We start from the raw sequence: 22,649 nt of genomic DNA on the forward strand, positions 1-22,649 counted from the left end.
AACCACATGAAGCGCACTGTCACGGCGTTCGCGCTCGTTGCCGCCGTCTCGTCAACCGCCGCCTGCTCCCTCGAAGGCACAGGTTCGTCCGACGACACCGTTCGCGTCGTCGTCGGATACCAGTCGAAGACCATCAATACCGTCACTGCCGGCACATTGCTGCGCGCCCAGGGCTATCTCGAACAGCGATTGCAGAGTCTCACGGACTCGACCGGGGTCGAGTATTCGGTGGAATGGCAGGACTACGACACCGGCGCCCCCATCACCGCGCAGATGGTCGCCGAGAAGATCGACATCGGGTCGATGGGCGACTATCCGATGCTCATCAACGGGTCTCGGACACAATCGAACCCGAACGCGGAAACCGAAATCGTCTCGGTCACCGGATACAATCCGAAGGGCGCCCTCAACATGGTGGTGGTGCCACCGGAGTCGCCCGCACGAAGCCTCACCGACCTGGCCGGGCAGAAGATCTCGGCCAGCGTCGGGTCTGCGGGCCACGGCACACTGGTACAAGCACTCGATCGGGCCGGAGTCGATTCCGACACCGACGTCGAGGTTCTCAATCAGCAGCCCCAGGTCGGTTCGTCAGCACTCGAATCCGGGCAGGTGGCGGCATTGTCGCAGTTCGTGGCCTGGCCCGGTCTTCTTGTGTTCCAGGACAAAGCGCAGCTGTTGTACGACGGAGCGGAGCTGAACGTCCCGACGCTGCACGGTGTGGTGGTGCGCGAATCGTACGCAGCCGACCATCCCGAAGTGCTCGATGCCTTCCTGCGCGCACAGCTCGACGCGACCCGGTTCATCCAGACGGAGCCGCTGGAAGCCTCACGGATCGTCGCCGAGGACTCGGGTCTGCCGCAGGAAGTCGTGTACCTGTACAACGGCCCGGGTGGCACGTCGTTCGACACCACCCTCAAGCCGAATCTGGTCGACGCACTGAAGGGCGATGTGCCGTACCTGAAGTCGATCGGAGACTTCGAGGAACTGTCGATCGACGGATTCGTCGACGACGGCCCGTTGCGCACCGCATTCGAGGCAGAAGGGCTCGACTACGACGCCACCCTCGCGCAGACGGGTAATCCCGCCGAGGTCACCGGCGTGGACCCGGTGTGCGGTTCCGATGCGACCGACCCGGCCTTGGCAGGAGAGATCTGGTTCGACGGCGCCGACACGACCCAGGTCGCGGCCGACCCGACGTGCCTGCTGCGTGCGGTCAAGTACGCGCGAGCAGCCGGTGAGACGATCCGCGCCGCATACGTTCCGGACGCGGAACTGGGCACCCGCTGGTTCGCCGACAAGGCGCTGTGGGTGCGCGACGGGGAAACGTACTTGCCGTTCATCACCTACGCCGCGGTCGACCGCTTCCTCGCCACCCACCCGACCGCCACCGTCGTCGATTACGACACCGCTGTGAACGAGGTTCGGCCATGACCGCTGTCGTCGATAAATCCGTCGGCCTCGCCGAGGAGGAGGCTGCCGACACACCGACCACCAGACGATGGCGCTCACGCCTGCTGCGCGGCATATCCGTGCTGGCCGCGGTCGGATTGTGGCAGCTCCTCACCGCACACGACGTCCGCATCTGGCTGCGGTTCGATACGTTGCCGGCCGTCACCGACGTCCTCGCAGCCTTCGGCGCGCAACTGCGCGGCGACCTGTTCTACCTCGACCTGGCTCAATCACTCCTCCGCATCCTCACGGGATTCGGTCTCGCCGCCGTGATCGGAGTGATCGTCGGTGTGGCGCTGGGACGTTCGTCGATGGCCGCAGACACCATCGGACCGCTCGCGGAGTTGGCCCGCCCGATCCCGGCGATCGCGGTGGTGCCCGTCGCGATCCTGCTGTTTCCCAGTGATGAAGCCGGCATCGTGTTCATCACCTTCGTCGCCGCGTTCTTCCCGATCATGGTCAGCACCCGGCATGCGGTGCGTGCACTGCCGACCCTGTGGGAGGACTCGGTGCGCACACTCGGTGGAAGCCGGTGGGATGTGTTGGCACGTGTGGTGCTTCCCGGAATCCTCCCGGGTGTGTTCTCCGGACTGTCCGTGGGACTCGGAGTGGCGTGGATCTGCGTGATCTCCGCAGAGATGATCTCCGGACGTCTCGGCGTCGGCTACCGCACGTGGCAGGCGTACACGATCGTCGACTACCCCGGAGTGTTCGTCGGGATGATCACCATCGGAGTGCTCGGCTTTGTCACTTCCGGCGCGGTCGAACTGCTCGGCCGCCGAGTCACCCGGTGGCTGCCACGAGGAGAAGAACAGCGATGACCAGCGTGATCAGCGGAATGACCCTCGACCTGGACGACGTCACCCTCTCCTACACGGGCACCCCCGTCGTCCGGCGGCTGTCCCTCGAGGTGCGGCCCGGCGAGATCCTCGTGCTCACCGGAGCGTCCGGCTGTGGCAAATCGACGGTCCTGCGTGCACTCGCAGGCCTGCTCGTTCCGGACTCCGGAGAAGTGCGCGCGGACGGAAATCCTGTCACCGGAACCGACCGCGACCGCGCCGTCGTATTCCAGGACAACGCGCTGCTGCCCTGGCGCACCGTCCGCAGCAACATAGAACTCGCACTGTCGCTGCGCGGCGAACCGCGAGCGGGCCGACGCGAGGCAGCCGACAGGTGGATCGAGGAAGTCGGTCTCGCCGGATTCGGTGACTACCTACCGAAATCATTGTCCGGCGGTATGCGTCAACGCGTCCAACTTGCACGCGGGCTCGCCGGAGCGCCCCGCGCGGTGATGATGGACGAACCGTTCGGAGCCCTCGACAGCCAGACACGCGGCGCCATGCAGCGCCTGCTCATCGACACATGGCGCACCCACCCGACCACCGTCGTCTTCGTCACTCACGACGTCGACGAGGCGGTGCTGCTCGGCGACCGCGCGGCCGTGCTGGGACGAGGCGGAGAGCTACGTGAACTCCTCGACGTCCCGCACCCGCGCGTGGCCGACGCAGCCGACCGACCCGACACACGCGCCGTGCGCAGTGCACTGCTCGCTGCGCTCGAGCGCTGAGGAGAACACCGATGGACATACCGGATCTTGATGATGCTGTGCGGTTCGACTGCGATGTGCTGGTGATCGGAGGCGGCACTGCCGGAACGATGGCCGCCCTCACCGCCGCAGAGAACGGCGCGAACGTGCTGTTGCTCGAGAAGGCCCACGTGAGGCACTCGGGTGCCCTCGCGATGGGGATGGACGGGGTCAACAACGCCGTGATTCCCGGTAAGGCGGTGCCCGAGGACTACGTCGCCGAAATCACCCGCGCCAACGACGGCATCGTCGACCAGCGCACCGTCTATCAGACCGCCACCCGTGGCTTCGCGATGGTGCAGCGACTCGAGAAGTACGGCGTGAAGTTCGAGAAGGACGAATACGGCGAGTACGCGGTGCGACGCGTGCATCGCTCGGGGTCGTACGTGTTGCCGATGCCGGAGGGCAAGGACGTCAAGAAGGCCCTCTACCGGGTGCTTCGGCGCCGGGACATGCGGGAGAAGATCCGCATCGAGAACCGGCTCATGCCCGTGCGTGTCCTCACCGCCGACACCCCGCAGGGTCGACGCGCCGTCGGTGCGGCTGCGTTGAACACCCGGACCGGGGAGTTCGTCGCGGTCGGCGCCAAAGCGGTCATCCTCGCGACCGGACCGTGCGGGCGGCTCGGACTCCCCGCGTCCGGATACCTGTACGGGACATACGAGAACCCCACCAACGCCGGCGACGGGTACTCGATGGCCTACCACGCGGGTGCAGAACTGAGCGGCATCGAATGCTTCCAGATCAACCCGCTGATCAAGGATTACAACGGCCCCGCCTGCGCGTACGTGGCAAACCCGTTCGGCGGCTACCAGGTGAACGCGCTGGGGGAGCGATTCGTCGACTCGGATTACTGGTCCGGACAGATGATTTCGGAAGTCCGACGCGAGATCGAATCGGCTCGGGGACCGATCTATCTGAAGGTCAGTCACCTTCCGGAGGAAACCCTCGATTCGCTCGAGTCGATCCTGCACACCACAGAGCGACCCACGCGCGGGACATTCCACGAGAACCGTGGACACGACTACCGCACGCACGACATCGAGATGCACGTCTCCGAAATCGGCCTGTGCAGTGGGCATTCGGCGTCGGGTGTGTGGGTGGACGAACACGGCGCGACCAGCGTGCCGGGGCTCTACGCCGCGGGCGATCTGGCATGCGTGCCGCACAACTACATGATCGGGGCATTCGTCTACGGCGACCTCGCCGGAGCGCACTCAACCGGCACTCTCGACGACGTGCCGCCGCCGACGGATCTGCCCGCCGACCAACTCGCGGACGCCCACGAACTGATCTACCGGCCGCTGCGACACCCCGACGGCCCACCGCAGCCCCAGGTCGAATACAAGCTGCGCCGATTCGTCAACGACTATGTCGCACCGCCGAAGACCGACACGAAACTGTCGATCGCGGTAGAGACGTTCGACCGCATGACCCACGAGATCGCAGAGATGGGCGCCCGCACACCGCACGAGCTGATGCGGTGCGCCGAGGTCACCTTCATCAGGGACTGCGCCGAAATGGCCGCGCGCAGTTCGCTGGTGCGCACCGAGAGTCGATGGGGGCTCTATCATGAGCGCGCCGATATCCCGGAACAGAACGACAGCACCTGGGGTTATCACCTGAACCTCCGGCGCGGAGCCGACGGGACGATGGAATTCCTCAAACGTCCGGTCGCGCCCTACCTGGTGCCGGTCCCCGAATACGATCACCTCCCGCCGGCCGACCGGTCGGTGATTCCGATCGCGCAACCCGAGATCCGTGTCGGTCGCGCCCCGAGCGTCGAACGTGAGCGGGCGATGGCGCAGCCGGAGCAGGCGGTGTCGCTGGAGCAGGCGGCGTCGCCGCAGATCGTGGCGCTGTTGAACCTGGACGAACCGACGGTCACCGACCTGCAGGCATTTCTGCAGAGCGATGATCCGCAGGTGCGGGCGACCGCGGTCTCGGTGCTGACGGAGAACACACCGGAGGGATTCTCCGCGGCGCTGATCGGGGCTCTGGGAGACTCCGACCCGGCGGTGCGCCGCACCGCGGCCGAGGGTGTGCGCGAACTTGTGGAAGTGCTGCCGGAGGTGGAGAAGATCGCCACATACCTCGGCTCGGCCGATCCTCTGGCTCGTGCGACGGCCGTCGACGTGCTGCGCGCACGGCATGCCGGGCGGCGCGAACAGTTCCTGGAGGTGCTCGCGGATCCGGATCATCGCGTGCGGGTAGAGGCGATCCGCGCATTGGTCTCGCTGGACGAGTGGGAAGCGGTCGCCGTGGCGGCCGCGGACGCCAATCGGGAGGTCCGTGTCGTCGTCGCCCACGGACTCGCCACCATCGCGAGGGGAGGCGCAGAGGCTGTTCGCGCGCTCGCTGCGGATAACGACCCGCTGGTACGGGCTGCCGCGCTGACCGCGTTCGCGTCGCTCGGATGCGGAGAGCAGGAGGTGGGCACGCTGGTGAAGGGGCTACGGGAATCGGCGTGGCAGGTGCGCCAGGGCGCGGCGCGCGGACTGGCCGGGGCCGATCCGGATCTTGCTGTCGACGTGCTGGCGGGAGCGCTCGAGGATGTTCATCTCGACGTACGCAAAGCAGCTGTGTTGTCGCTGATGCAGTGGTCGGCGAAACCGGAGGTGAGGGACGCATTGACCGGTGCCCTCGACGATGCCGATGCCGATGTGCGGGCGTACGCGCGCCGTGCCCTCGTCGTTGAGGGGGCGGGTACGCCCGTCGGCTGACCCAGGTGGGTCCGAGCCCGGATCTCCGGGCTCGGATCCACACTCGGTCTATGAAGAGAGTTGCGCAGCCGAGTAGGCGTCCTTGATGGCGTCGAGCGCGCTGGTGCAGGGGATGTCGGCCTTGCGAACCTCGGCGACCACCTCGGCCTCATCGGCCAGGACGCTGCTGGCCGCAACTGCCCAGACGACCTTGCCCGGATCGAACTTACGGGTGGAGACCCAGCCTCGCTGCGGAGCAAGTTCGCGCAGCGTGCTCCAGTGCGCGATCTCGTTTGCATCCGGACGTCCGATGAAGAGCAACTGCTCGTGTGCCACGGTGAACCCCTTTGTTCTGCATGCCTCGATAGGGGTGTCGTCGAGTGTGTTCTTTTCGTTACATTGCGCTCGAGCGAAAAATGTGCACAGGTCAGAGCTCGGGAAATGTCCTGGCCGGCGCTCGGGCAGGCTCTAGGCCTGCATCCGCGACCGCATTCGCCGCACCACGGCCCAGAGGACGGCCACCGCGACGACGGCGATCACGATGTACTGCAGTGTCTCCGCATAGGGCTCGACCCGGTACCAGTTCTCGCCCAGCTGATACCCGGCGATCACGAAGATGCTGTTCCAGACGAGGCTGCCTGCGGTGGTGAACGCAGCGAACTGCCAGATCGGCATGCGCGTCACTCCGGCCGGAATCGAGATGAGGCTTCGGAAGATGGGCACCATCCGGCCGAAGAACACCGCTTTGCGGCCGTGTCGACGGAACCATTCGGTGGTCCGATCCAGATCGTCCACCTCGACGAGGGGGAGTCGATCCACCGCGCGACGTATCCGTGCCTCACCCACCCAGCGTCCGAGCGAGTAGAGCCCGAGTGCTCCCACGATCGACCCGAGAGTGGTCCAGAACAGCGCACCGAACAGGGTGAAGCTGCCGAGGCTCGCCGCGAAACCCGCGAGCGGGAGGATCACCTCGCTGGGCAGTGGAGGGAAGACGTTCTCGAGTGCGATGGCGAGGCCTGCCCCGATCCCGCCGAGTCGATCCATGAGATCGAGCGCCCACCCGGCGAGTCCGTCCGTGGGAGCAGTCCCGAGATCTTCGATACTCACCTCACCCACGATAAGGCGGATGTGTGGTCTCACAGGCCACAGAAGGCACAGAGGGCACGCATCGTGGGGTAAATGCCCGGATCGGGGCGTTCGTCTCTTGGCGGTAGGTCACAGTTTCGCGTATTACTGGTGACAATTCACATATCGCGCGGGGGCGCCCGTGAATCACTACACGGTCGGGTCGCAGGGGGCCCGCCAACAGCAAGCTCGCGAATGCGAGCGGAGGTAAGCGTGCACGTTCGACTGCCGATGTCGCCGACCGACTCGATGTTCCTCCTGGGAGAGTCACGCGAACACCCCATGCACGTGGGTGGACTCATCCTCTTCACACCACCGGACGGCGGCGACGCACCTGAGATGCGTGCCGCGTTCGACAGGGCGCTGGGTGAACCCGATGCCGACCCACTGTGGCGTCGACGACCTGTGCGATCCCTTGCGACTCTCGGGCAGTGGGCGTGGGAGGAAGACGAGGACTTCGACCTGACGCACCATGTGCGCTACGACGCCCTGCCCACACCCGGTGGCCTCGACGAACTGTGGAATCTCGTGTCGAGACTGCACGGCACCCTGCTGAACCGCGACCGGCCGCTGTGGGAGATGCACCTGATCGAAGGGCTCGCGGACGGTCGATATGCGGTCTACACCAAGATCCACCACGCGCTGGCCGACGGCGTGGGTGCGATGAAACTGCTCCGTCGCGCGATGAGTGCCGATTCGGACCGCACCGACATGCCCGCCCCGTGGGCACCCGTGGACGCACTGGTACCGACTCGACCCGAGCGGACCTCGCGTGCGCTCCCGGAGTCCGTGATCGGGGCGGCGCGGACCGTGGCCTCCGAGGCATTCGGACTCGTGCCCGCGTTGACCGGGACGGTGGACAGGGCTGTGCGCGGCCGGGGCGGCTCGCTTTCGCTCGCGGCACCGAACACCGTCGTCAACGTCCCGATCAGTGGTGGACGCCGATGCGCGGGACGGTCGTGGCCCCTGAAAAGACTGCGCGCGGTCGCGACGGCAGCCGGTGCCACCGTCAACGATGTCGTGCTCGCGATGTCCTCGGGTGCGTTGCGTTCTTTCCTGCTCGACCAGGACGCCCTGCCCGACAGATCGCTCGTGGCGATGGTCCCGGTGAGTCTGCGGCCGGACAAGCAGTGTTCCGGAAACCAGGTGGGCGTGCTCATGTGCAACCTCGCCACCGGCACTGTGGATCCGGTCGGGCGACTGACGACGATCCGCGAAGCCACGACCCAGGGCAAGGACGCGATGCGCGGCATGCCGACGGTGTCGCGGCTGGCGACCAGCGCACTCGGTGTTGCGCCGCTCGCGGTGGGCATGATCACGGGGAACCGTGCGCTGCCGAGGCCACCGTTCAACATCATCGTTTCGAATGTTTCCGGCCCGGCTCACCCGCTGTATTGGAACGGGGCGCGAGTCGACGCGGTGTACCCGCTGTCGGTGCCCGTCGATGGGCAGGCCCTGAACATTACGTGTACGAGCACTGATGACGACATCGCGTTCGGTCTGACATCCTGCAGTCGCGCCGTACCGAGGCTCGAACCACTGCTCGACCGTCTCGACGCCGAACTCGACGCCCTGGAGCGAGCTTTCGAGTAGTACCGCGTAGGGCTGGCAGACTTGGCCCAGTGAACGCGGCGACCAGACCCAGAACCAGAGGCCCACTTCGGCCACCCGAGCTTGCCGCTGCGGCAGTGTTCGGAGCGCTCACCGCGGTGTTGTCGGTGGTCGCGGGGCTGATCCCGATCGGCGTCGCGCAGGTCCTGGTGGCGCTTCCCGTTGCGTTCCTCGCCATCACGGGTCGCGTGCGTACCGTCATCGCCGCCACCACGGCGGCGGGTGTGGTGGCGCTGATCGCGGGTGGGCCGTTCGCAGTCGCGGCAGTGGTGCTGCTCGCGGCGATCGGCACGCTCGTGGGATTCGCGCAACGCCGCTGGGGTAGATCGGCGGTGTTCGTCATTTTCGCCTGCTCGGTGCCGATGGGCCTGGCGGTGGCCGCAGCGGTCATCGGGCTACTGGTCGTGTTCGAGCGGACCCGCGTCCTGCTGCTCGAGGCACTGGTCAACACCATGCGCGGCATGCTGACCGCGTTCGAGGCTGCCGGGTCGGGTCCGGAACTGAGCCGCGTGGTGAACGAGGCCATCGACTTCCTCGTGGCGTACTGGTGGCTGTGGATCGGCAGCGCTGTCGTCCTCGGCGTGGTCGGGACGGCACTGCTGGCGTTCGGGATCTTCGCGTCCGTCGCCCAGCGCACCACCTGGCCTCGTCAACAGGCGGAATGGCCGGAACGGACCACCACACGCGAGCCCGGTCCGCTGCCCGTGAAGCTGAATTCGGTCTCGTACCGCTACGCGAATGCGACCGTCGACGCGCTGTGCGATGTCGACCTGACGATCACCGAAGGCGAGTTCGTCGCGGTCGTCGGTGCCAACGGCTCCGGCAAATCGACACTGGCCCGCATCCTGGCAGGCTTCGACCCCACATCGGGTTTCGTCGATCGGCCAGGCCCGGTGGGGCTCGGCGCGCAGATGGGGACCGTGCTGGTCTTCCAGCATCCGGAGGCCCAGGTGCTCGGCCGCACGGTCGGTGAGGACCTGCGCTGGGGAACGAGCAACGACATCGACATCGACGCCCTACTTGCCCGCGTCGGACTCGAGGGCATGGCCGACCGCGCCACCGAAGACCTCTCCGGCGGGCAGCAGCAGCGACTGGCATTGGCCGCCGCGCTCGCGCGCTCACCGAAACTGCTCATCGCCGACGAGATCACCGCGATGGTGGACGCCGACAGCCGCACTGCTCTGATCGGCCTGCTCGGGGAGATCGCCGCCGGTGGCACGACCGTCGTACTCATCACCCACCTCGACGACGAAACCGCACGCGCCGACCGCGTCGTGCATCTGGATCGTGGGCGCATCATCGACCGGCCCGCTCCCACACCTCGGCGCGCGGCGATCCCTGCCGAACCGCCGGCGCAATGGCTCCCAGCCCTCGAACTCCGCGACGTCACCCACACGTATGCGGCGCGCACGCCGTGGGCACACACCGCGTTGCGCAACGTCTCGCTGACCGTCGGTCGCGGGGAAGGGGTCCTGGTGGTCGGCGCCAACGGGTCGGGCAAGACCACCCTTGCATGGACCATCGCGGGTCTGCTGCGACCCACGAGCGGCACATGCACCGTGCATGACACTCCCACCTCGAACGTGCGCGGCGAGGTCGGACTCGTGTTCCAGCAGGCGCGGCTACAGCTGCAGCGCCCCACGGTGGCGCGGGAGATATCCGAGGTTGCGGGCCTCCACGACACCGACTACCAGTACGTCGCCGCTGTCCTGAAGCGAGTGGGACTGAGCGTCGACCTGGCAGTTCGTCCCATCGATCAGCTCAGCGGCGGCGAGATGCGACGCGTCGCGATCGCTGCGCAATTGTCGCGGGCCCCGCGTGTGCTCGTACTCGACGAGCCCCTCGCGGGCCTCGACACCGCAGGCCGGCAGGAACTGATCTCGATCCTCGTACACCTGCGGACTGTCGAACACGTCACGATCATCGTCATCTCCCACGACCTGCACGGCATGGAAGAGGTGTGCTCGCGCACCGTGGTACTCGAGCACGGCACCGTGGTCGACGATGGAAGCAAGGCGGCCGCGTGATGAAGAACCACCGTCAGCGTCGCCCCGTGATCCTGCTGCGACCGGTTCCGCGTGAGACACCTCTGCACCGCGTGTGGGCGGGCACGAAAGTGATTGCTGCCGCGGTCCTGTCGGTGGTGGTGAGTTTCCAGCCGTCCTGGGTCGGGCTCGGCGTCATCGTCGCCGTGCTCTTCGCGGGGCTGCTCGTCGCGCGGATTCCGCGCGGCGTCGTGCCGACCATCCCGTGGTGGGTGTTCGCGTTCCTCGTTTTCTTCGGCGTCATCAATGCAGTGGGTGGTGGTATCGACGGGTACATCCGGGTGACGCTGCTCGGTATCGCGCTGTTGGTTCTTGCATCGCTGGTGGGGTGGACGACGCGGCTGTCGGATCTCGTCGACGCACTGCCCGTCCTGCTGGCACCACTGCGGGTGCTGCGTATCCCTGTGGACGAATGGGTGACCACTTGCGCATTGGCGTTGCGAGTCCTGCCGTCGATCCGAGGGGAGTTGCGCATGTTGTTCGCGGCGCGACGCCTGCGGGGGCGGGCCGGCCTACCCTCGCCGCGAGGCTCGTGGAACGAGGTCGTCGATGCTGTGGGCGCGGTGGCGTCGGTATCGATGCGCCAGGTGCGCGACCTCGGTGAGGCACTGTCGGTGCGGGGGCCTCGACCCGTCGTGCGGGCACGCCCGCGTCTCGGGGTGGGGGATCTGGTGGTGGTGCTCGTCGTGGTCGTGGCGTGCGTCGCTGTGGAGATTCTGGGGTGAAGTCGTCATGAACAGCGCGAGCGGAGGATTTCGGCACCGGGCCCGGTGAGGTCGTCGCAGTAGTCGGTGCGGCCTGCCATCGCCATCGTCAGCGAAAGGGTCGGGCCGATCACCTCCGGCCCGGAGCCCGTGGTGAAATCGCTGTCCGTGGCGGTGAGCCGCAGCCCGTCCGCCGTGGTTCTGCTGTTCACCGCGAAGTCTTTTCGCGCATAGAAGCGTGCGACCTCTGTCGTTGCTTCGATGGCCGGTGCGTGGGAGATGCCGAGGGGGCGACGGATGTCCTGTGCGTGCACGACGACTTCACCCAGCCACGCCTCGGTCGGTCCGAGAGGAGCCCTGGTGCTGGTCAGCACGTGTCGAAAGCTCGCTAAGGTCTCGTCGGGTGTGGTGCCGAGGTGCTCGGCGAGTCGTCGTGCGTTGTGGAGGTCGGTGTCGAAGCGTGCACCGAGGACACTTCCGATCCACCGCAGTGGTCCCACAGTGGCAACCGCGGTGAGATGTGCGGCGACCTTTTCGATCGTCCACTCACCGCATAACGACTGTTGTGCCCACTGGTCGGAATCGAGGTCGGCGAGATCGTCCGCCAACACTGCACGTTCGTTGTGGACAAGTGCCCAGAGATGATCGCGGTCGGTCACCTGGGTGACGATATCGGGCTTCACGGTCCGATGCCGACGGTAGCGTGAGCAATGTGCGCTGGGTCCTGCACGTCGACCTCGACGAGTTCCTCGCCGCCGTCGAAGTGCTCCGACATCCCGACCTCGCCGGAAAGCCGGTGGTGGTCGGCGGTCGCGGCGACCCCACCGAACGCGGCGTGGTGTCGACCGCCTCGTATGCGGCCCGCAGATTCGGAGTGCGATCGGGCATGCCGTTGAGGGTCGCGGCACGCAAGATCCCCGATGCCGTGTTCCTTCCCGTCGACGCCGATGTGTACAACGAGGTGTCGCGCAAGGTGATGGACACCCTGCGAGGGTTGTGCGTCACGGTGGAAGTACTCGGGTGGGACGAGGCGTTCCTCGGTGTGGAGACCGACGATCCGGACACATATGCAACCGTGGTGCGGCGGTCGGTGCTCGACGAGACAGGTCTGCACTGCTCGGTGGGGATCGGCGACAACAAACTGCGGGCGAAGATCGCGACCGGATTCGGTAAACCCCGGGGCCAATTCACCTTGACCCGCGACAACTGGTTCTCGGTGATGGGAGACCTGGGCCCGATCGCACTGTGGGGGATCGGGTCGAAGACAGCGAAGAAGTTGGATGCCATCGGGATTCGCACGGTCCGCGAGTTGGCGTCGTCCTCTGTCGACGACATGGCGTCGAGATTCGGCCCGAAGACAGGGCCGTGGCTCGTGGCGCTCGGTAGGGGCGCGGGGAGTGCGGAGGTATCGGGCGAACCGTGGGTTGCACGGTCGCACAGCCGCGAAACGACGTTCCAGCACAACCTCACCGATTGGGCGGAGGTCGCCGAGCATGTGTGGCGGTTGGCCGAGCGGGTCACCGCAGATATCCGAGCCGAGCACAGGCCGGGTGTTCGGGTGGAGGTGAAGGTTCGGTACGCACCGTTCACCACCCACACCACCAGCCGCGCGCTGCCGGATCCGACGCTGGATCCCTCGGTGATCTCCGCGGCAGCGGTGTCGCTGCTCGAACGGTTCGATCACGAACGGCAGGTGCGGCTGGTGGGGGTGCGAGTGGAGATGAGCAGCGCTCAGTAGAGGCTGTCGAGCTTGTCGAGATCCACGCCCTTCGTCTCGCGACTGGTGGCCACCGCGATGACAGTGATCGCCATGGTGATCATGAGGTAGATGATCACCGCGGTGGCGTCGAAGCGGTCGACGAGCCACACCGCGATGAACGGCGCGGGGGCACCGGCGATGATCGACGATCCCTGGAACACGAGCGACGAGCCTGCGAAGCGGTACTTCGTGGGAAACAGTTCGGTGATCCACGCGGCTTCGGGACCGGCCAGCATGCCGTGGAGCAGCGCGCCCACGCACACACCTATGCCCAGCGCGAGCATGCTCTCCGTGTGCACGAGCGAGAAGAAGATCGGTGCCCAGACGACAAGTGAAATGGCGGGGACGAGCATAGCGACCTTGCGTCCCACCCGGTCCGACCACCAACCGCCGCCGATCATCCCGACGAATTGGCAGACCGATGCGAACGCGACAGTGGTGACGATCGCGCCGCGGGTGTAGTCGAAGTAGGTGGTCGCGTAAGCGATAACGAAGATCGTGTAGACGTAGAACGCGATATTCTCGCCGAGCCGCATTCCGAGCCCGTGCAGGAGGGGACGGGGCTTGCGCAGTGCCTCGACGATGCTGGAGCGCTCTTGGGAAGTGTCGGCATCGGCCTGGCTTTTTTCTTGCGCCGCTTGGTAGACGGGGGATTCCTCGACACCGCGACGGATCAGGAAGCCGATCACGAGCAGGGGCACTGCCAGTAGGAACGCGACCCGCCAGCCCCAAGTGTCGAACGCGTCGCCGGGGAAAGCCACCGCGAGGATTCCCACAGTGACGGTGGCCAGGACAGTACCGGCCGGTGCACCGGCCTGGGGCCATGCGGCCCAGAACCCTCGCCGCTTGGGCTCGCCGTATTCGCTGACCAGGATCACTGCAGCACCGAACTCGCCGCCCAGCGCGAAGCCCTGAATCATGCGCAGGACCACGAGCGCAACGGTCGCCCAGATACCGATCTGGCCATAGGTCGGAAGCAGGCCGATCGCGGCTGTCGCCGCCCCGAGCATCAGGAACGTCGCCACGAGAACGGGTTTGCGCCCGAACTTGTCGCCGAGGTGACCGAAGACGATGCCGCCGAGGGGCCGGGCCACGAATCCGAGACCCTGGGTTGCGAGCGCCATCAGGAGTGAGGCGACGGCGTTGCCGCTGGGGAAGAACAGGGGTCCTAGAACGGTCGCGGCGAGGATGCCGTAGATCGCGAAGTCGTACCATTCGAGTACTGCGCCGGCCATGCTGCCTGCCAGGACCCGTTTGAACGGGGTACCGGTGGTCGGTGTGTCGGCGTCCGGTGGAACGGACGGCATGTTCGCATTCTCGACGGTGGTCATGCGGTTACCTTTCGGAAGTGCTCGGGGCTCAGAGCTGGAGGGTCAGCGTGCTGCCGCAGGCGCGAGAGCAGCAGGTCATCATGGTTTTTCCGGCGATACGCTCGGTCTTCGTGAGAACCAGGTCTCGGTGGTCGACGGCTCCGTCGAGGACGGGCACCTCGCACGCGCCGCAGATGCCTTCTTCGCAGTCGCTCTGCGCGTCGATGTTCGCGGCCCGCAGCGCGTGCAGCACCGTCTGGTCGGCGGCGACCGGGACGGTGATACCGGAGTCCTTCAATACGACCTCGAAAGCGTGTTCCTTCGACGGGTCGAGTGCTTCGAGGGTCGAGGAGAAGTGCTCGACGTGCAGGGCGTCGTCGGGCCAGTGTGCGGTGGCGTCGGACAACGCAGTGAGGAAGCGTTCCGGTCCGCACGAGTACACCTGAGTGCCTTCTTCCGCGGTCGCGAAGAGGTTGGCGAGATCCATCCGGGTACCTTTGTCGCTCGGGTAGATCCGGACACGGTCGCCGTGGTCGCGCGCGAGGCGGTCGAGGAATGCCATCGAGGTGCGCGAGCGCCCGGCGTAGTGGATCTCGTAGTCACCTCCGGTGGCTTTGACTTCGTCGGCCATTGCGATCACGGGCGTGATTCCGATGCCGCCGGCGACGAACACGTATCGTTGCGCATCGGGATCGAGTTTGAAGTGGTTGCGCGGGCCCCGCATGCGCAGTGTGGTACCGACGGCGAGTTCGGTATGCACCCAACGGGATCCGCCTCGGCTGTTGGACTCGTGAAGCACCGCGATCTGCAGGGCCGTGCGGTCGCTTCGGTCGCCGCACAGCGAATACTGCCGTGACACTGCGCCACAGTCGATGTCGATGTGCGATCCGGCCGACCATTTGGGCAGTGGTCGCCCCGAGGTGTCGCGCAGGGTAACAAGCAGGACGTCGTCGGTGAGATGCTCGAGTTCCGAGACGGTCATCGTGCGGGCGATGGTGTTCTTCGAGGGCTCCCCGATCTTGACCGGCTGCCGCAGGGACAGCAGCCCTGGGTCGGCACGTTCGGGGTTGCGCGCCGGATCCCAGCGGACCAGCACGTGGTCCGGTCCGCGGAACGAGGTATTGGGCAGATAAGTGAATTCCTGGTCGGGAACCAGCTCCATGTGCGGTAGGCGCTTGGTCAGCTCCTCGAGAAAGATCTGAATTTCCATGCGCGCAAGGTTCTTTCCCATGCACTGGTGACTTCCGTAGCCGAAGGTGAGGTGGTCGCCGGCGTTGTCACGACGGATATCGAAGTCGTCGGCCTGGTCGAAGTGGCGTTCGTCGTGGTTGGCCGACGAATTGACGATCAGCAATTTCGCACCCGCGGGAATCTCGATGCCGCCGATCGTGGTGTCGGCGGTGACGAGGCGGCGCCACGCGGCGACCGACCCGGAGTGGCGCAGGCACTCCTCGACCGCGTTGGGGATCAGACCGGGATCGTCGCAGATCTCCTCCCATACATCGCGGTGCTCGAGCAACAGGCGCAATGCGTTGGCGGAGGCGTTGGCGGTGGTCTCGTGTGCCGCGACAATGCCGGCCATCATCATCGAGTGCAGGTAGGAGTCGGTCACGACATCCGGCTGTTCCTGCTGAACGCGGATGCCGAAGGGCATCCAGCCGTGCCCACTCGGGTCCTTGCGCATCTTGTCGAGGACTGTGCCGGCGAACTGCCAGAATTTGCCGACGGCCTCGGCAACAGCGACCTGCTGTTCGGGTGCCGGCCGTCCCCAGGTGTTGACCGTGTGGGCGATCGAGTACTCGCGCAACGTGTCCATGTCTTCTTCGGGAACGCCGAGGAAGTGCAGCGCCACGGTGAGCGGGACTTCCCAGAGCATCTCGTCGACGAGGTCTACGTGCCCGGAATCGACGAAACGGTCGACGTATTCGCGGGTCAGCCGCCGCACCATCGGCTCGTGGTGTGCGAGCGCAGCGGGGGTGAACGGCTCCATCAAGGCGCGCCGTCGCGGCATGTGTGCCGGTTCGTCCTCGTTGACGAGCGTGCGGGACATCGCGTAGTCGTACTGCGCCAGAACAGAACTGGCCTCGTCGGAGGTGGGAGTGATCTTGTCGAGTGCGATGGCGGGTGAGAAGAGCTCGTTGTCGCGGAAGACGGCTTTGACGTCTTCGTAGCGGGTGACCACCCAATAGTCGAGTTCTGGGCTGTAGAAGACGGGTTCTTCGTCCCGCGACCAGCGTAGCGACGCGGCAGGGTCTGTCTGGTAGGGCCCGGTGAACGGGTCGAAAGCTGCGGCGCGGGGAGAGACGGGGCAGCCGCCGGGAGACGTGAAGGCGCTGTGGTCGATGGGGCATCGGTCCTGGGTCGACGCTCCACTGGTCTCGAGGGTGGTTCCACTCGACGGGCTGGTCATGTACTTCTCCAAGCGATGAACTGGTGTGTTACTAATAACGAACATATGTGTTCGATGAACGAACTTTTGTAGCGTAACGACCGTCACATCGGGCGTCAAGGCCGGTCCAGAACCAGGCGGACGTGGGCACGACGAAAAGGGGACGCTCCAGTGAGCGTCCCCTCGGCGGCCGGTCGTGGTCTGGGTCAGACGTCGAGCAAGGCGGTGATCTGTGCGGCGGTCTGCACGACCGCGTGTGCGGCAACGTTGGTGTCGAGGCCCTCGATCGCGACGACACCGACGCTCGACTCGAACCCGAGGCCGTCGTGGTCCGACGGGGTGCCTACACCCGCCGCGACGCCCACGGCGCCGTGCTCGAGCTCACCGGCTGTGATGCTGAATCCGTCCTGACGCGCCTGGCGGAGCTGATCGGTGTCGTCGTCGGCCGCGGGTCGCCCCGCGAGGATCGCGAGACCCGCCGCCCCCCGCGACACGGGATGCCTCGTGCCCAGCCGATAACCCACACGCAGGATGCCCGAATCGGGCTCGGCCACCGCGATCACCACGCATTCGTCACCCTCCAGCATCGAAAGGAACGCGGTCGCGGATGTCTGTTGTGCCAGCTCGCGCAGCAGCGGCTGGGCAACCTCGCGCAGGCGGGTGTGGAATCGCAGACCGAGTATCGCCGTCCCCGCCGACAGCCTGATCCGTCCGTCCTCGGTCCGTGCGACGAGAGAATGCGCCTCGAGCGTCGCGACGATTCGATAGCTGATCGCACGTGCGACGTCGAGCTCCGCGGCGAGTTCGGCGATCGAGATTCCGCCCGGCCGTTGAGAGACGATCTCCAAGGCACGAAGGCCGCGGTCCAGGGTTTGCAGGGTGCTCACTGTTCTCCTCAGAACTCGGTGCGGATATCCGAGCCTATCCGCCCCGAGTGACCCGGCGGCCGGGTGTCACTGACTCGCAGCGCCGTAGAACCGGTCGACACGAACCCGAAGTACCAAACGTTGTTCGGCAACCATGGCGGCGCGGAACTCGTCCCAATCGGGATGCTCTCCCTGGACCTTCCGATACAGCGCGACGAGGTGCTCGGTCGCATCGTCGTCGGGGTTGCGCGCTACATCGGACAACTCTGCGTTGCCCTCCGCGACGGCATACGACCAACCGTCGTCGGAGTCCTTGAACAGACTCACGCGCGAGTCGCGGCGCATGTTCCTCGTCTTCGCGCGGGTGTCGGTGATCGAGATGGAGAACGTGTGCGTTCGGTGATCGTAGTGGTACAGAATGTTCGAGAGCTGAGGTCTCCCTGAGCGTTTGAGGGTGACGAGCGCGGCGACTCCGGTGTCGCCGAACAGGGCTTCGAGTGCGGACTCATCGGCTGGCATTGCGTCAGGATACTTGGATCCAATGTGACAGGCATGCAGTCGAAGTGACCGAATGTGACATTCTGCCGTGCTGATGGGTCTACCCTCGAATGAGGGTCGGGGCCCTCTTGTTGTGACATCGAGGCAGCTATGGCTGACAACACTGCGCGCAATGCCGCTTCACCTCCGGGGAAAGGCGAGGGGTCATCGATCGTCGATAAGGTGCTCGACGGACCGTTGACAGGCCTCGCCCCGTGGATCTTCCTCGCCATCTTCGAAGGGCCCGGCAGCACCGGATGGGTGTCTGCGGTGGCGCTCGCCATCTCGGTGTTCTTCGTCGTGGCAGACCGGATCCGCGGGAAGCAACTCAAGATTCTCGGGGCCGTGGACGTGCTCTTCTTCGCCGGCCTGTTCATTCTGCATTTCTTCCTGAGCGTCGATGGCCAGGTGTGGCTGGAGAAGTGGATCGGTGAGATCGCGAACATCACCTTGGTGATCATTGCGGTCGGTTCGATCCTGATCCGGGTGCCATTCACCCTCCAGTACGCACGTGACATGGTCGAACCGGAGTACTGGAACTCCCCACTGTTCATCAAGACCAACTACATCATCACTGCGGTATGGGCTGCGGCATTCGCGGTTGCGGCGGCCGCGGGTTGGTACGGCGACGCGGTTCTCGATGACAGCAACAACATCTGGACCGGGTGGGTGCTGCAAACCGGGGCGATGGTGTGCGCGATCAAATTCACTGCCTGGTATCCGGACCACGTCAGCGAGAAGGCCATTGCCGAGCACGAGGGCGCCGAGACCGGTTCGACCGGAGAAACCCTTTGACGACTCCGTCAGGCACCGTATCGCTGCGCGAACACCGCGGGTGTCATGCCGACGACCTTTGCGAAGTCGCGCACGAAATGTGGTTGATCTGCGTACCCGAGCAGCGCAGCCATTTCGGCCAGCGGGATCGACCGTTCGCGCAACCGTCCCGCCGCTTCCTGGAGACGGCGACGCTGGATCAACCATTTCGGGGTCAGCCCGATCCTGCGGTGCACAAGCCGCTGCAGCGCCCGCTCCGACAATCCGAACTCGTTTCGTACCTGTTCGACGCGTAGGACATCGGGATTGTCCTCGACGTACGCCACCACCTCGTTGATCAAGCGTCCTTCGTCGTCGATCGACGCAAGCGGCCGCAGCATGTCGTCGAACAGATCCATCGCGGAGCGATGCGATTCGGGCGAGCGGGGATCGGAGTCCATCACCGCACGAATGCTGCCGGCAAGCTGAGTCCCGTCTTCACCGAACACCTCGGAGAGGTCGACGAAACGGTCGGTGAAGGCCGCGACAGGTGTATGCGTGAGGAGATGGCCGGCGGCCGGGGTGAACATCACCCCGGCCGCCCATCCGTCGCCGACGAGAGTGGTGCGGGACAAGCCCGACGTGATGCCGTAGAAGCGTGCGTAATCCTTCGCGACAACCGCCAGGCATACGGGGTATTGCAGAACCCGCTGGACGGACTCCCTGCCCGCGGGCACCGACCACACCGGAATCCAGTACCGACGCATCAACGCCGCGAGCTCGGGTGCGGCCGGATACCGGAAGACCTTGCTGGAGGTGTCGGTCGGGTCGTTCAGGTGGGCACGTTCGATCGGCTGTCGTTCCGGCCCGTCGTCGGTGTCGGGTTTCATCAATAACGGATCCTCACGCGGGAATATCGTCAAGTCATGAGTACAACGTCCATCAATACAACAGCACTCCGACACGAAGCGGCGAACACGCCACTGACCGCGGTCATCGGGGCTGTCGAGTCCGGTTCGTGGGACCGGCCGTCGCCCTGTGACGGCTGGACGACGCGCGACGTGGTCGCGCACATCGTCGACACCCAACGTGAGTTCCTGGCCGGTCGCGGCCTCGACGTCGGTGAGCGCCCCGACCTCGACGACCCCGCGGCGGGGTGGCGCGAGCACACCGCTCGAGTTGCCGCGCTGCTGACCGACACCGAGCTCGTCGCCACCCCGTACGAGGGATACTTCGGCCCGACGACGCTCGGATCGACGTTCGAGCAGTTCTATATCTGGGATCTGCTCGTGCATCGGTGGGATATCGCGCAGGGTGCCGGGATCCCCGTGAACTACACCGATGCCGAACTCGACCGGATCGAAGCCGGTGCCGACAGCTTCGGCGACTCCCTCTACATGGACAGTGTCTGCAAGCCTGGTGTGGAAGCCGGCTCTGGCGATCGGCAGGCACGGGTCCTGGCGCGTTTGGGACGTCGAGGCGAGTGATGGCGCATATCGTCGGTGTATGACCGAACGGATCGTCGTTGCCGACGAGGTGCGTGCTGCCGTCTCGGCCGGCCGGCCTGTGGTGGCGCTCGAATCGACGATCTTCACGCACGGACTGACGCGGCCGCGCAACCTCGAGGTGGCGTTCGCGGCCGAACGTTTGTTGCGAGAAGCGGGCGTCACGCCCGCGACGACAGGCGTGGTCGCAGGTGTCCCCACCGTGGGCTTGTCGCGCGATCAGATCGAGTTGATCGAGGCCGCGGATTCGGGGACGGTCAAGACCGGGATTCGCGACCTGCCCGTCGCAGCGGCGAAGGGTTCGCACGGCGGGACGACGGTGGCGTCGACAGCGCTGCTCGCGCAGCGTGCGGGGATCGAGGTGTTCGCGACCGGCGGTCTCGGCGGTGTCCACCGCGGCGCGGCGACGACGTTCGACGAGAGTGCGGATCTTGTTGCTCTGTCGTCGATTCCGATCCTGATCGTCAGCGCGGGAGTGAAGTCCATCCTCGACGTGCCTGCCACACTCGAACGGCTCGAAACGCTCGGTGTGATCGTGCTGGGATATCGCACCACCTGCTTCCCAGGCTTCTACGTGCGCGACAGCGGATGCACGGTCGATGCGGTGGATTCACCGGAGGCCGCGGCGATGGTGGCCCGTGCCCGTGACGATCTTGCATTGAGGTCCGCGGTCCTCATCGCGAATCCGGTCGCTGCCGACAAACAGGTCGATCCTGCCCTGCACGATCGAGTGCTTGCCGACGCGGAGCAGGAAGCGGCGGCCGCGGGTGTCCGGGGTAAGGATCTGACGCCGTTCCTGCTCGACCACATGCACCGCGGCACAGATGGTGCCACCCTCGACACGAACGTTGCAGTGTATCTGGGGAACGTGCAGGTGTCGGCGGAGATCGCGACAGCCCTCGTGAGTGCATCGTGACCGAAGGCGCTCACTGTGTGTGTCGACTGCCGGCACACTCCCGTTCTGTGTCGAACATGTATTCCAATATCTCTTGATCATCGAATGTAAGTTCGATAGAATCTGATCATGGGTGGGGAACTCAACGACACACAACTCATGGCCGAGACACTCGCCGTCTCCGCCGAGATCCACACCCTCCAGGTACACCGGGTAGACCTGATGATCGCGATGTTCGAACGCGACACCGTCGAAGAACACGGCTACCGCAGCCCCGCACACTGGCTCGCCGCCGCAACGAACCTCGAGATCGGTGAATGCCACCGCATCGAGACACTCGCCCGCCTGCTGCGGCTCGAACCGGAAGTCCGCACAGCGTATTCATCCGGCCTGCTCGACTCGGAGAAAGCCCGCCGGATCGCCTACTTCTGCCAGCACTACCCCCGCACCATGAACCCCTGCGAGTTCGACCGAGCCCGCACCATCCTCATCGACCACGCCAGCGAGAAGGTCGCCACCAAAACCACCGTCCGAGCCCTGATCCGCAGGCTCGAGCACCTCTACAGCACCGGCGACGGGCCACCACCGGGTGAAGACTCGTCGCGCAACGAGTTGTTCGTCTCGACCACCCTGCACGGCCGGGTCGTGCTCAAAGGCGACTTCGACGCGGTCACCGGAGCGCGACTACGGCATCTGCTTTCCCGTTGGCGGCACCGAGGCCCGAGGTGGGTGGTGTCAAAGACGATCGGCCGGCCTCGCGGCGCAACGCCGACGCCTTCGATCAGCTTCTGCAGTGCGTCGACGCCGCCGGTCTCGTCCCCGTCGAAGGCGGTGTGAAACCGCATGTGACGGTCACCGCGTCGATCACAGATCCGACCGAGAACACCGCCATCAAAGAACTCTTCGCGAACAGCCCCGAGCAGGGGTACGCGACCGAGTCGTGGGCCGGGCCGCTGTCGCTCGATGCCGCGCGGATGCTCGCGTGTGATTGCCAGGTCACCAGGATCCTGCTCGACGAACACGGCGTGCCGCTGGCGCACGGGCGGACGTACCGGACTGCGACGACGGCGCAACGTCGAGCGTTGACTGTGCGCGACGGCGGATGCGCCTTCCCCGGGGGTTCGACACCACCAGCGTGGGCAGACGCCCATCATCTGCGGCATTGGGTCGACGGCGGTGACACCGACCTCGACAACCTCGTGATGTTGTGCGGACATCATCATCGGTTGATGCATCACACCGACTGGGAAGTCGAGTTGACCGAACATCTTCGGCCGCAGTTCATTCCGCCCGCGAGTGTGGACTTGTTCCGTACGCCGATTCCGGGGAACCGGCCGGATCTGGTGTCCTAGGTCCACAATAAAACATCAAGACAGCCACCGTCACCAGGGCACGTGTGCCCTGGTCACGGTGA

General features: G+C 65.7%; 21 protein-coding genes. 13 read left to right on the forward strand and 8 right to left on the reverse strand.

Annotation, left to right across the window (positions count from 1 at the left end; all coding sequences use genetic code 11):
- Positions 1 to 6: 6 nt before the first annotated feature.
- From Q7514_RS25030 to Q7514_RS25045, 4 genes are read left to right on the forward strand one after another with little or no spacing between them, the layout of a single operon-like run.
- Positions 7 to 1,431, forward strand: a complete 1,425-nt coding sequence (locus Q7514_RS25030) for an ABC transporter substrate-binding protein (protein WP_330135962.1) — start codon at positions 7 to 9, stop codon at positions 1,429 to 1,431.
- Entirely contained in the window at positions 1,428 to 2,270 is an 843-nt protein-coding gene (locus tag Q7514_RS25035) for an ABC transporter permease (protein ID WP_330135963.1), read from the forward strand. The genes Q7514_RS25030 and Q7514_RS25035 overlap by 4 nt, the downstream gene beginning before the upstream one ends.
- Positions 2,267 to 3,016: an ABC transporter ATP-binding protein gene (locus tag Q7514_RS25040; protein WP_330135964.1), complete on the forward strand. Its 750-nt coding sequence runs from the start codon at positions 2,267 to 2,269 to the stop codon at positions 3,014 to 3,016. The genes Q7514_RS25035 and Q7514_RS25040 overlap by 4 nt, the downstream gene beginning before the upstream one ends.
- An 11-nt stretch (positions 3,017 to 3,027) precedes the next feature.
- Positions 3,028 to 5,757: a fumarate reductase/succinate dehydrogenase flavoprotein subunit gene (locus tag Q7514_RS25045; RefSeq protein ID WP_330135965.1), complete on the forward strand. Its 2,730-nt coding sequence runs from the start codon at positions 3,028 to 3,030 to the stop codon at positions 5,755 to 5,757.
- Positions 5,758 to 5,805: 48 nt separating this feature from the next.
- Here Q7514_RS25045 and Q7514_RS25050 read toward each other — a convergent pair whose 3' ends face one another.
- Both Q7514_RS25050 and Q7514_RS25055 read right to left on the reverse strand, forming a co-directional pair.
- The gene (locus Q7514_RS25050; protein WP_330135966.1) at positions 5,806 to 6,072 is read right to left on the reverse strand and encodes a hypothetical protein; all 267 of its coding nucleotides are present in this window, start codon (positions 6,070 to 6,072) and stop codon (positions 5,806 to 5,808) included.
- Between the two features lie 132 nt (positions 6,073 to 6,204).
- Entirely contained in the window at positions 6,205 to 6,843 is a 639-nt protein-coding gene (locus Q7514_RS25055) for a DedA family protein (RefSeq protein ID WP_330135967.1), read from the reverse strand.
- 249 nt (positions 6,844 to 7,092) lie between these two features.
- Here Q7514_RS25055 and Q7514_RS25060 point away from each other — a divergent pair, with 249 nt between their 5' ends.
- From Q7514_RS25060 to Q7514_RS25070, 3 genes are read left to right on the forward strand one after another with little or no spacing between them, the layout of a single operon-like run.
- Positions 7,093 to 8,454: a WS/DGAT/MGAT family O-acyltransferase gene (locus Q7514_RS25060; protein WP_330136036.1), complete on the forward strand. Its 1,362-nt coding sequence runs from the start codon at positions 7,093 to 7,095 to the stop codon at positions 8,452 to 8,454.
- Positions 8,455 to 8,483: 29 nt separating this feature from the next.
- On the forward strand, positions 8,484 to 10,499 hold the full coding sequence (locus Q7514_RS25065; RefSeq protein ID WP_330135968.1) for an ABC transporter ATP-binding protein: 2,016 nt from the start codon (positions 8,484 to 8,486) through the stop codon (positions 10,497 to 10,499).
- Positions 10,499 to 11,242, forward strand: coding sequence for an energy-coupling factor transporter transmembrane component T family protein (locus Q7514_RS25070; RefSeq protein ID WP_330136037.1), 744 nt, complete (start codon positions 10,499 to 10,501; stop codon positions 11,240 to 11,242). Before Q7514_RS25065 ends, Q7514_RS25070 begins: the two co-directional genes overlap by 1 nt.
- Positions 11,243 to 11,247: 5 nt before the next feature.
- Here the strand turns inward: Q7514_RS25070 and Q7514_RS25075 are convergent, their stop codons facing one another.
- Positions 11,248 to 11,880, reverse strand: a complete 633-nt coding sequence (locus tag Q7514_RS25075) for a maleylpyruvate isomerase family mycothiol-dependent enzyme (protein WP_330135969.1) — start codon at positions 11,878 to 11,880, stop codon at positions 11,248 to 11,250.
- A gap of 44 nt (positions 11,881 to 11,924) precedes the next feature.
- Between Q7514_RS25075 and Q7514_RS25080 the strand changes: the two genes are divergently transcribed.
- Entirely contained in the window at positions 11,925 to 12,959 is a 1,035-nt protein-coding gene (locus Q7514_RS25080; RefSeq protein ID WP_330135970.1) for a DNA polymerase IV, read from the forward strand.
- Here the strand turns inward: Q7514_RS25080 and Q7514_RS25085 are convergent.
- The 4 genes from Q7514_RS25085 to Q7514_RS25100 form a co-directional block, all read right to left on the reverse strand.
- Positions 12,953 to 14,287 carry an MFS transporter gene (locus Q7514_RS25085; RefSeq protein WP_330136038.1) on the reverse strand — a complete coding sequence of 445 codons (1,335 nt, stop codon included), beginning with the start codon at positions 14,285 to 14,287 and terminating at the stop codon, positions 12,953 to 12,955. The genes Q7514_RS25080 and Q7514_RS25085 overlap by 7 nt on opposite strands.
- 52 nt (positions 14,288 to 14,339) lie before the next feature.
- Positions 14,340 to 16,700, reverse strand: coding sequence for a cytochrome P450/oxidoreductase (locus tag Q7514_RS25090; protein WP_330135971.1), 2,361 nt, complete (start codon positions 16,698 to 16,700; stop codon positions 14,340 to 14,342).
- A 185-nt stretch (positions 16,701 to 16,885) separates the two neighbouring features.
- Complete coding sequence (locus Q7514_RS25095; RefSeq protein WP_330135972.1) at positions 16,886 to 17,566, reverse strand: IclR family transcriptional regulator; 681 nt, start codon at positions 17,564 to 17,566, stop codon at positions 16,886 to 16,888.
- A 66-nt stretch (positions 17,567 to 17,632) separates the two neighbouring features.
- Positions 17,633 to 18,064, reverse strand: a complete 432-nt coding sequence (locus tag Q7514_RS25100) for a PPOX class F420-dependent oxidoreductase (protein ID WP_330135973.1) — start codon at positions 18,062 to 18,064, stop codon at positions 17,633 to 17,635.
- A gap of 129 nt (positions 18,065 to 18,193) precedes the next feature.
- On the opposite strand from Q7514_RS25100, the gene Q7514_RS25105 reads away from it, so the two are divergent.
- Positions 18,194 to 18,877, forward strand: coding sequence for a hypothetical protein (locus Q7514_RS25105; RefSeq protein WP_330135974.1), 684 nt, complete (start codon positions 18,194 to 18,196; stop codon positions 18,875 to 18,877).
- Between the two features lie 8 nt (positions 18,878 to 18,885).
- Here the strand turns inward: Q7514_RS25105 and Q7514_RS25110 are convergent, their stop codons facing one another.
- Entirely contained in the window at positions 18,886 to 19,725 is an 840-nt protein-coding gene (locus tag Q7514_RS25110; RefSeq protein WP_330135975.1) for a helix-turn-helix domain-containing protein, read from the reverse strand.
- Positions 19,726 to 19,761: 36 nt separating this feature from the next.
- Between Q7514_RS25110 and Q7514_RS25115 the strand changes: the two genes are divergently transcribed.
- The 4 genes from Q7514_RS25115 to Q7514_RS25130 all read left to right on the forward strand — a co-directional run bounded on the left by Q7514_RS25115 (position 19,762) and on the right by Q7514_RS25130 (position 22,587).
- Complete coding sequence (locus Q7514_RS25115) at positions 19,762 to 20,322, forward strand: maleylpyruvate isomerase family mycothiol-dependent enzyme (RefSeq protein WP_330135976.1); 561 nt, start codon at positions 19,762 to 19,764, stop codon at positions 20,320 to 20,322.
- 19 nt (positions 20,323 to 20,341) lie between these two features.
- Positions 20,342 to 21,256, forward strand: a complete 915-nt coding sequence (locus Q7514_RS25120; RefSeq protein WP_330135977.1) for a pseudouridine-5'-phosphate glycosidase — start codon at positions 20,342 to 20,344, stop codon at positions 21,254 to 21,256.
- 108 nt (positions 21,257 to 21,364) lie between these two features.
- Positions 21,365 to 22,072 (forward strand): DUF222 domain-containing protein, encoded by a 708-nt coding sequence (locus tag Q7514_RS25125; RefSeq protein WP_330135978.1) that lies wholly within the window; start codon positions 21,365 to 21,367, stop codon positions 22,070 to 22,072.
- Positions 21,961 to 22,587 (forward strand): HNH endonuclease signature motif containing protein, encoded by a 627-nt coding sequence (locus Q7514_RS25130; protein ID WP_330135979.1) that lies wholly within the window; start codon positions 21,961 to 21,963, stop codon positions 22,585 to 22,587. Before Q7514_RS25125 ends, Q7514_RS25130 begins: the two co-directional genes overlap by 112 nt.
- The last annotated feature ends 62 nt before the right edge of the window (positions 22,588 to 22,649 follow it).

The sequence above is a fragment of the Rhodococcus artemisiae genome (genome assembly GCF_036327795.1).
Lineage (GTDB): Bacteria > Actinomycetota > Actinomycetes > Mycobacteriales > Mycobacteriaceae > Rhodococcus > Rhodococcus artemisiae.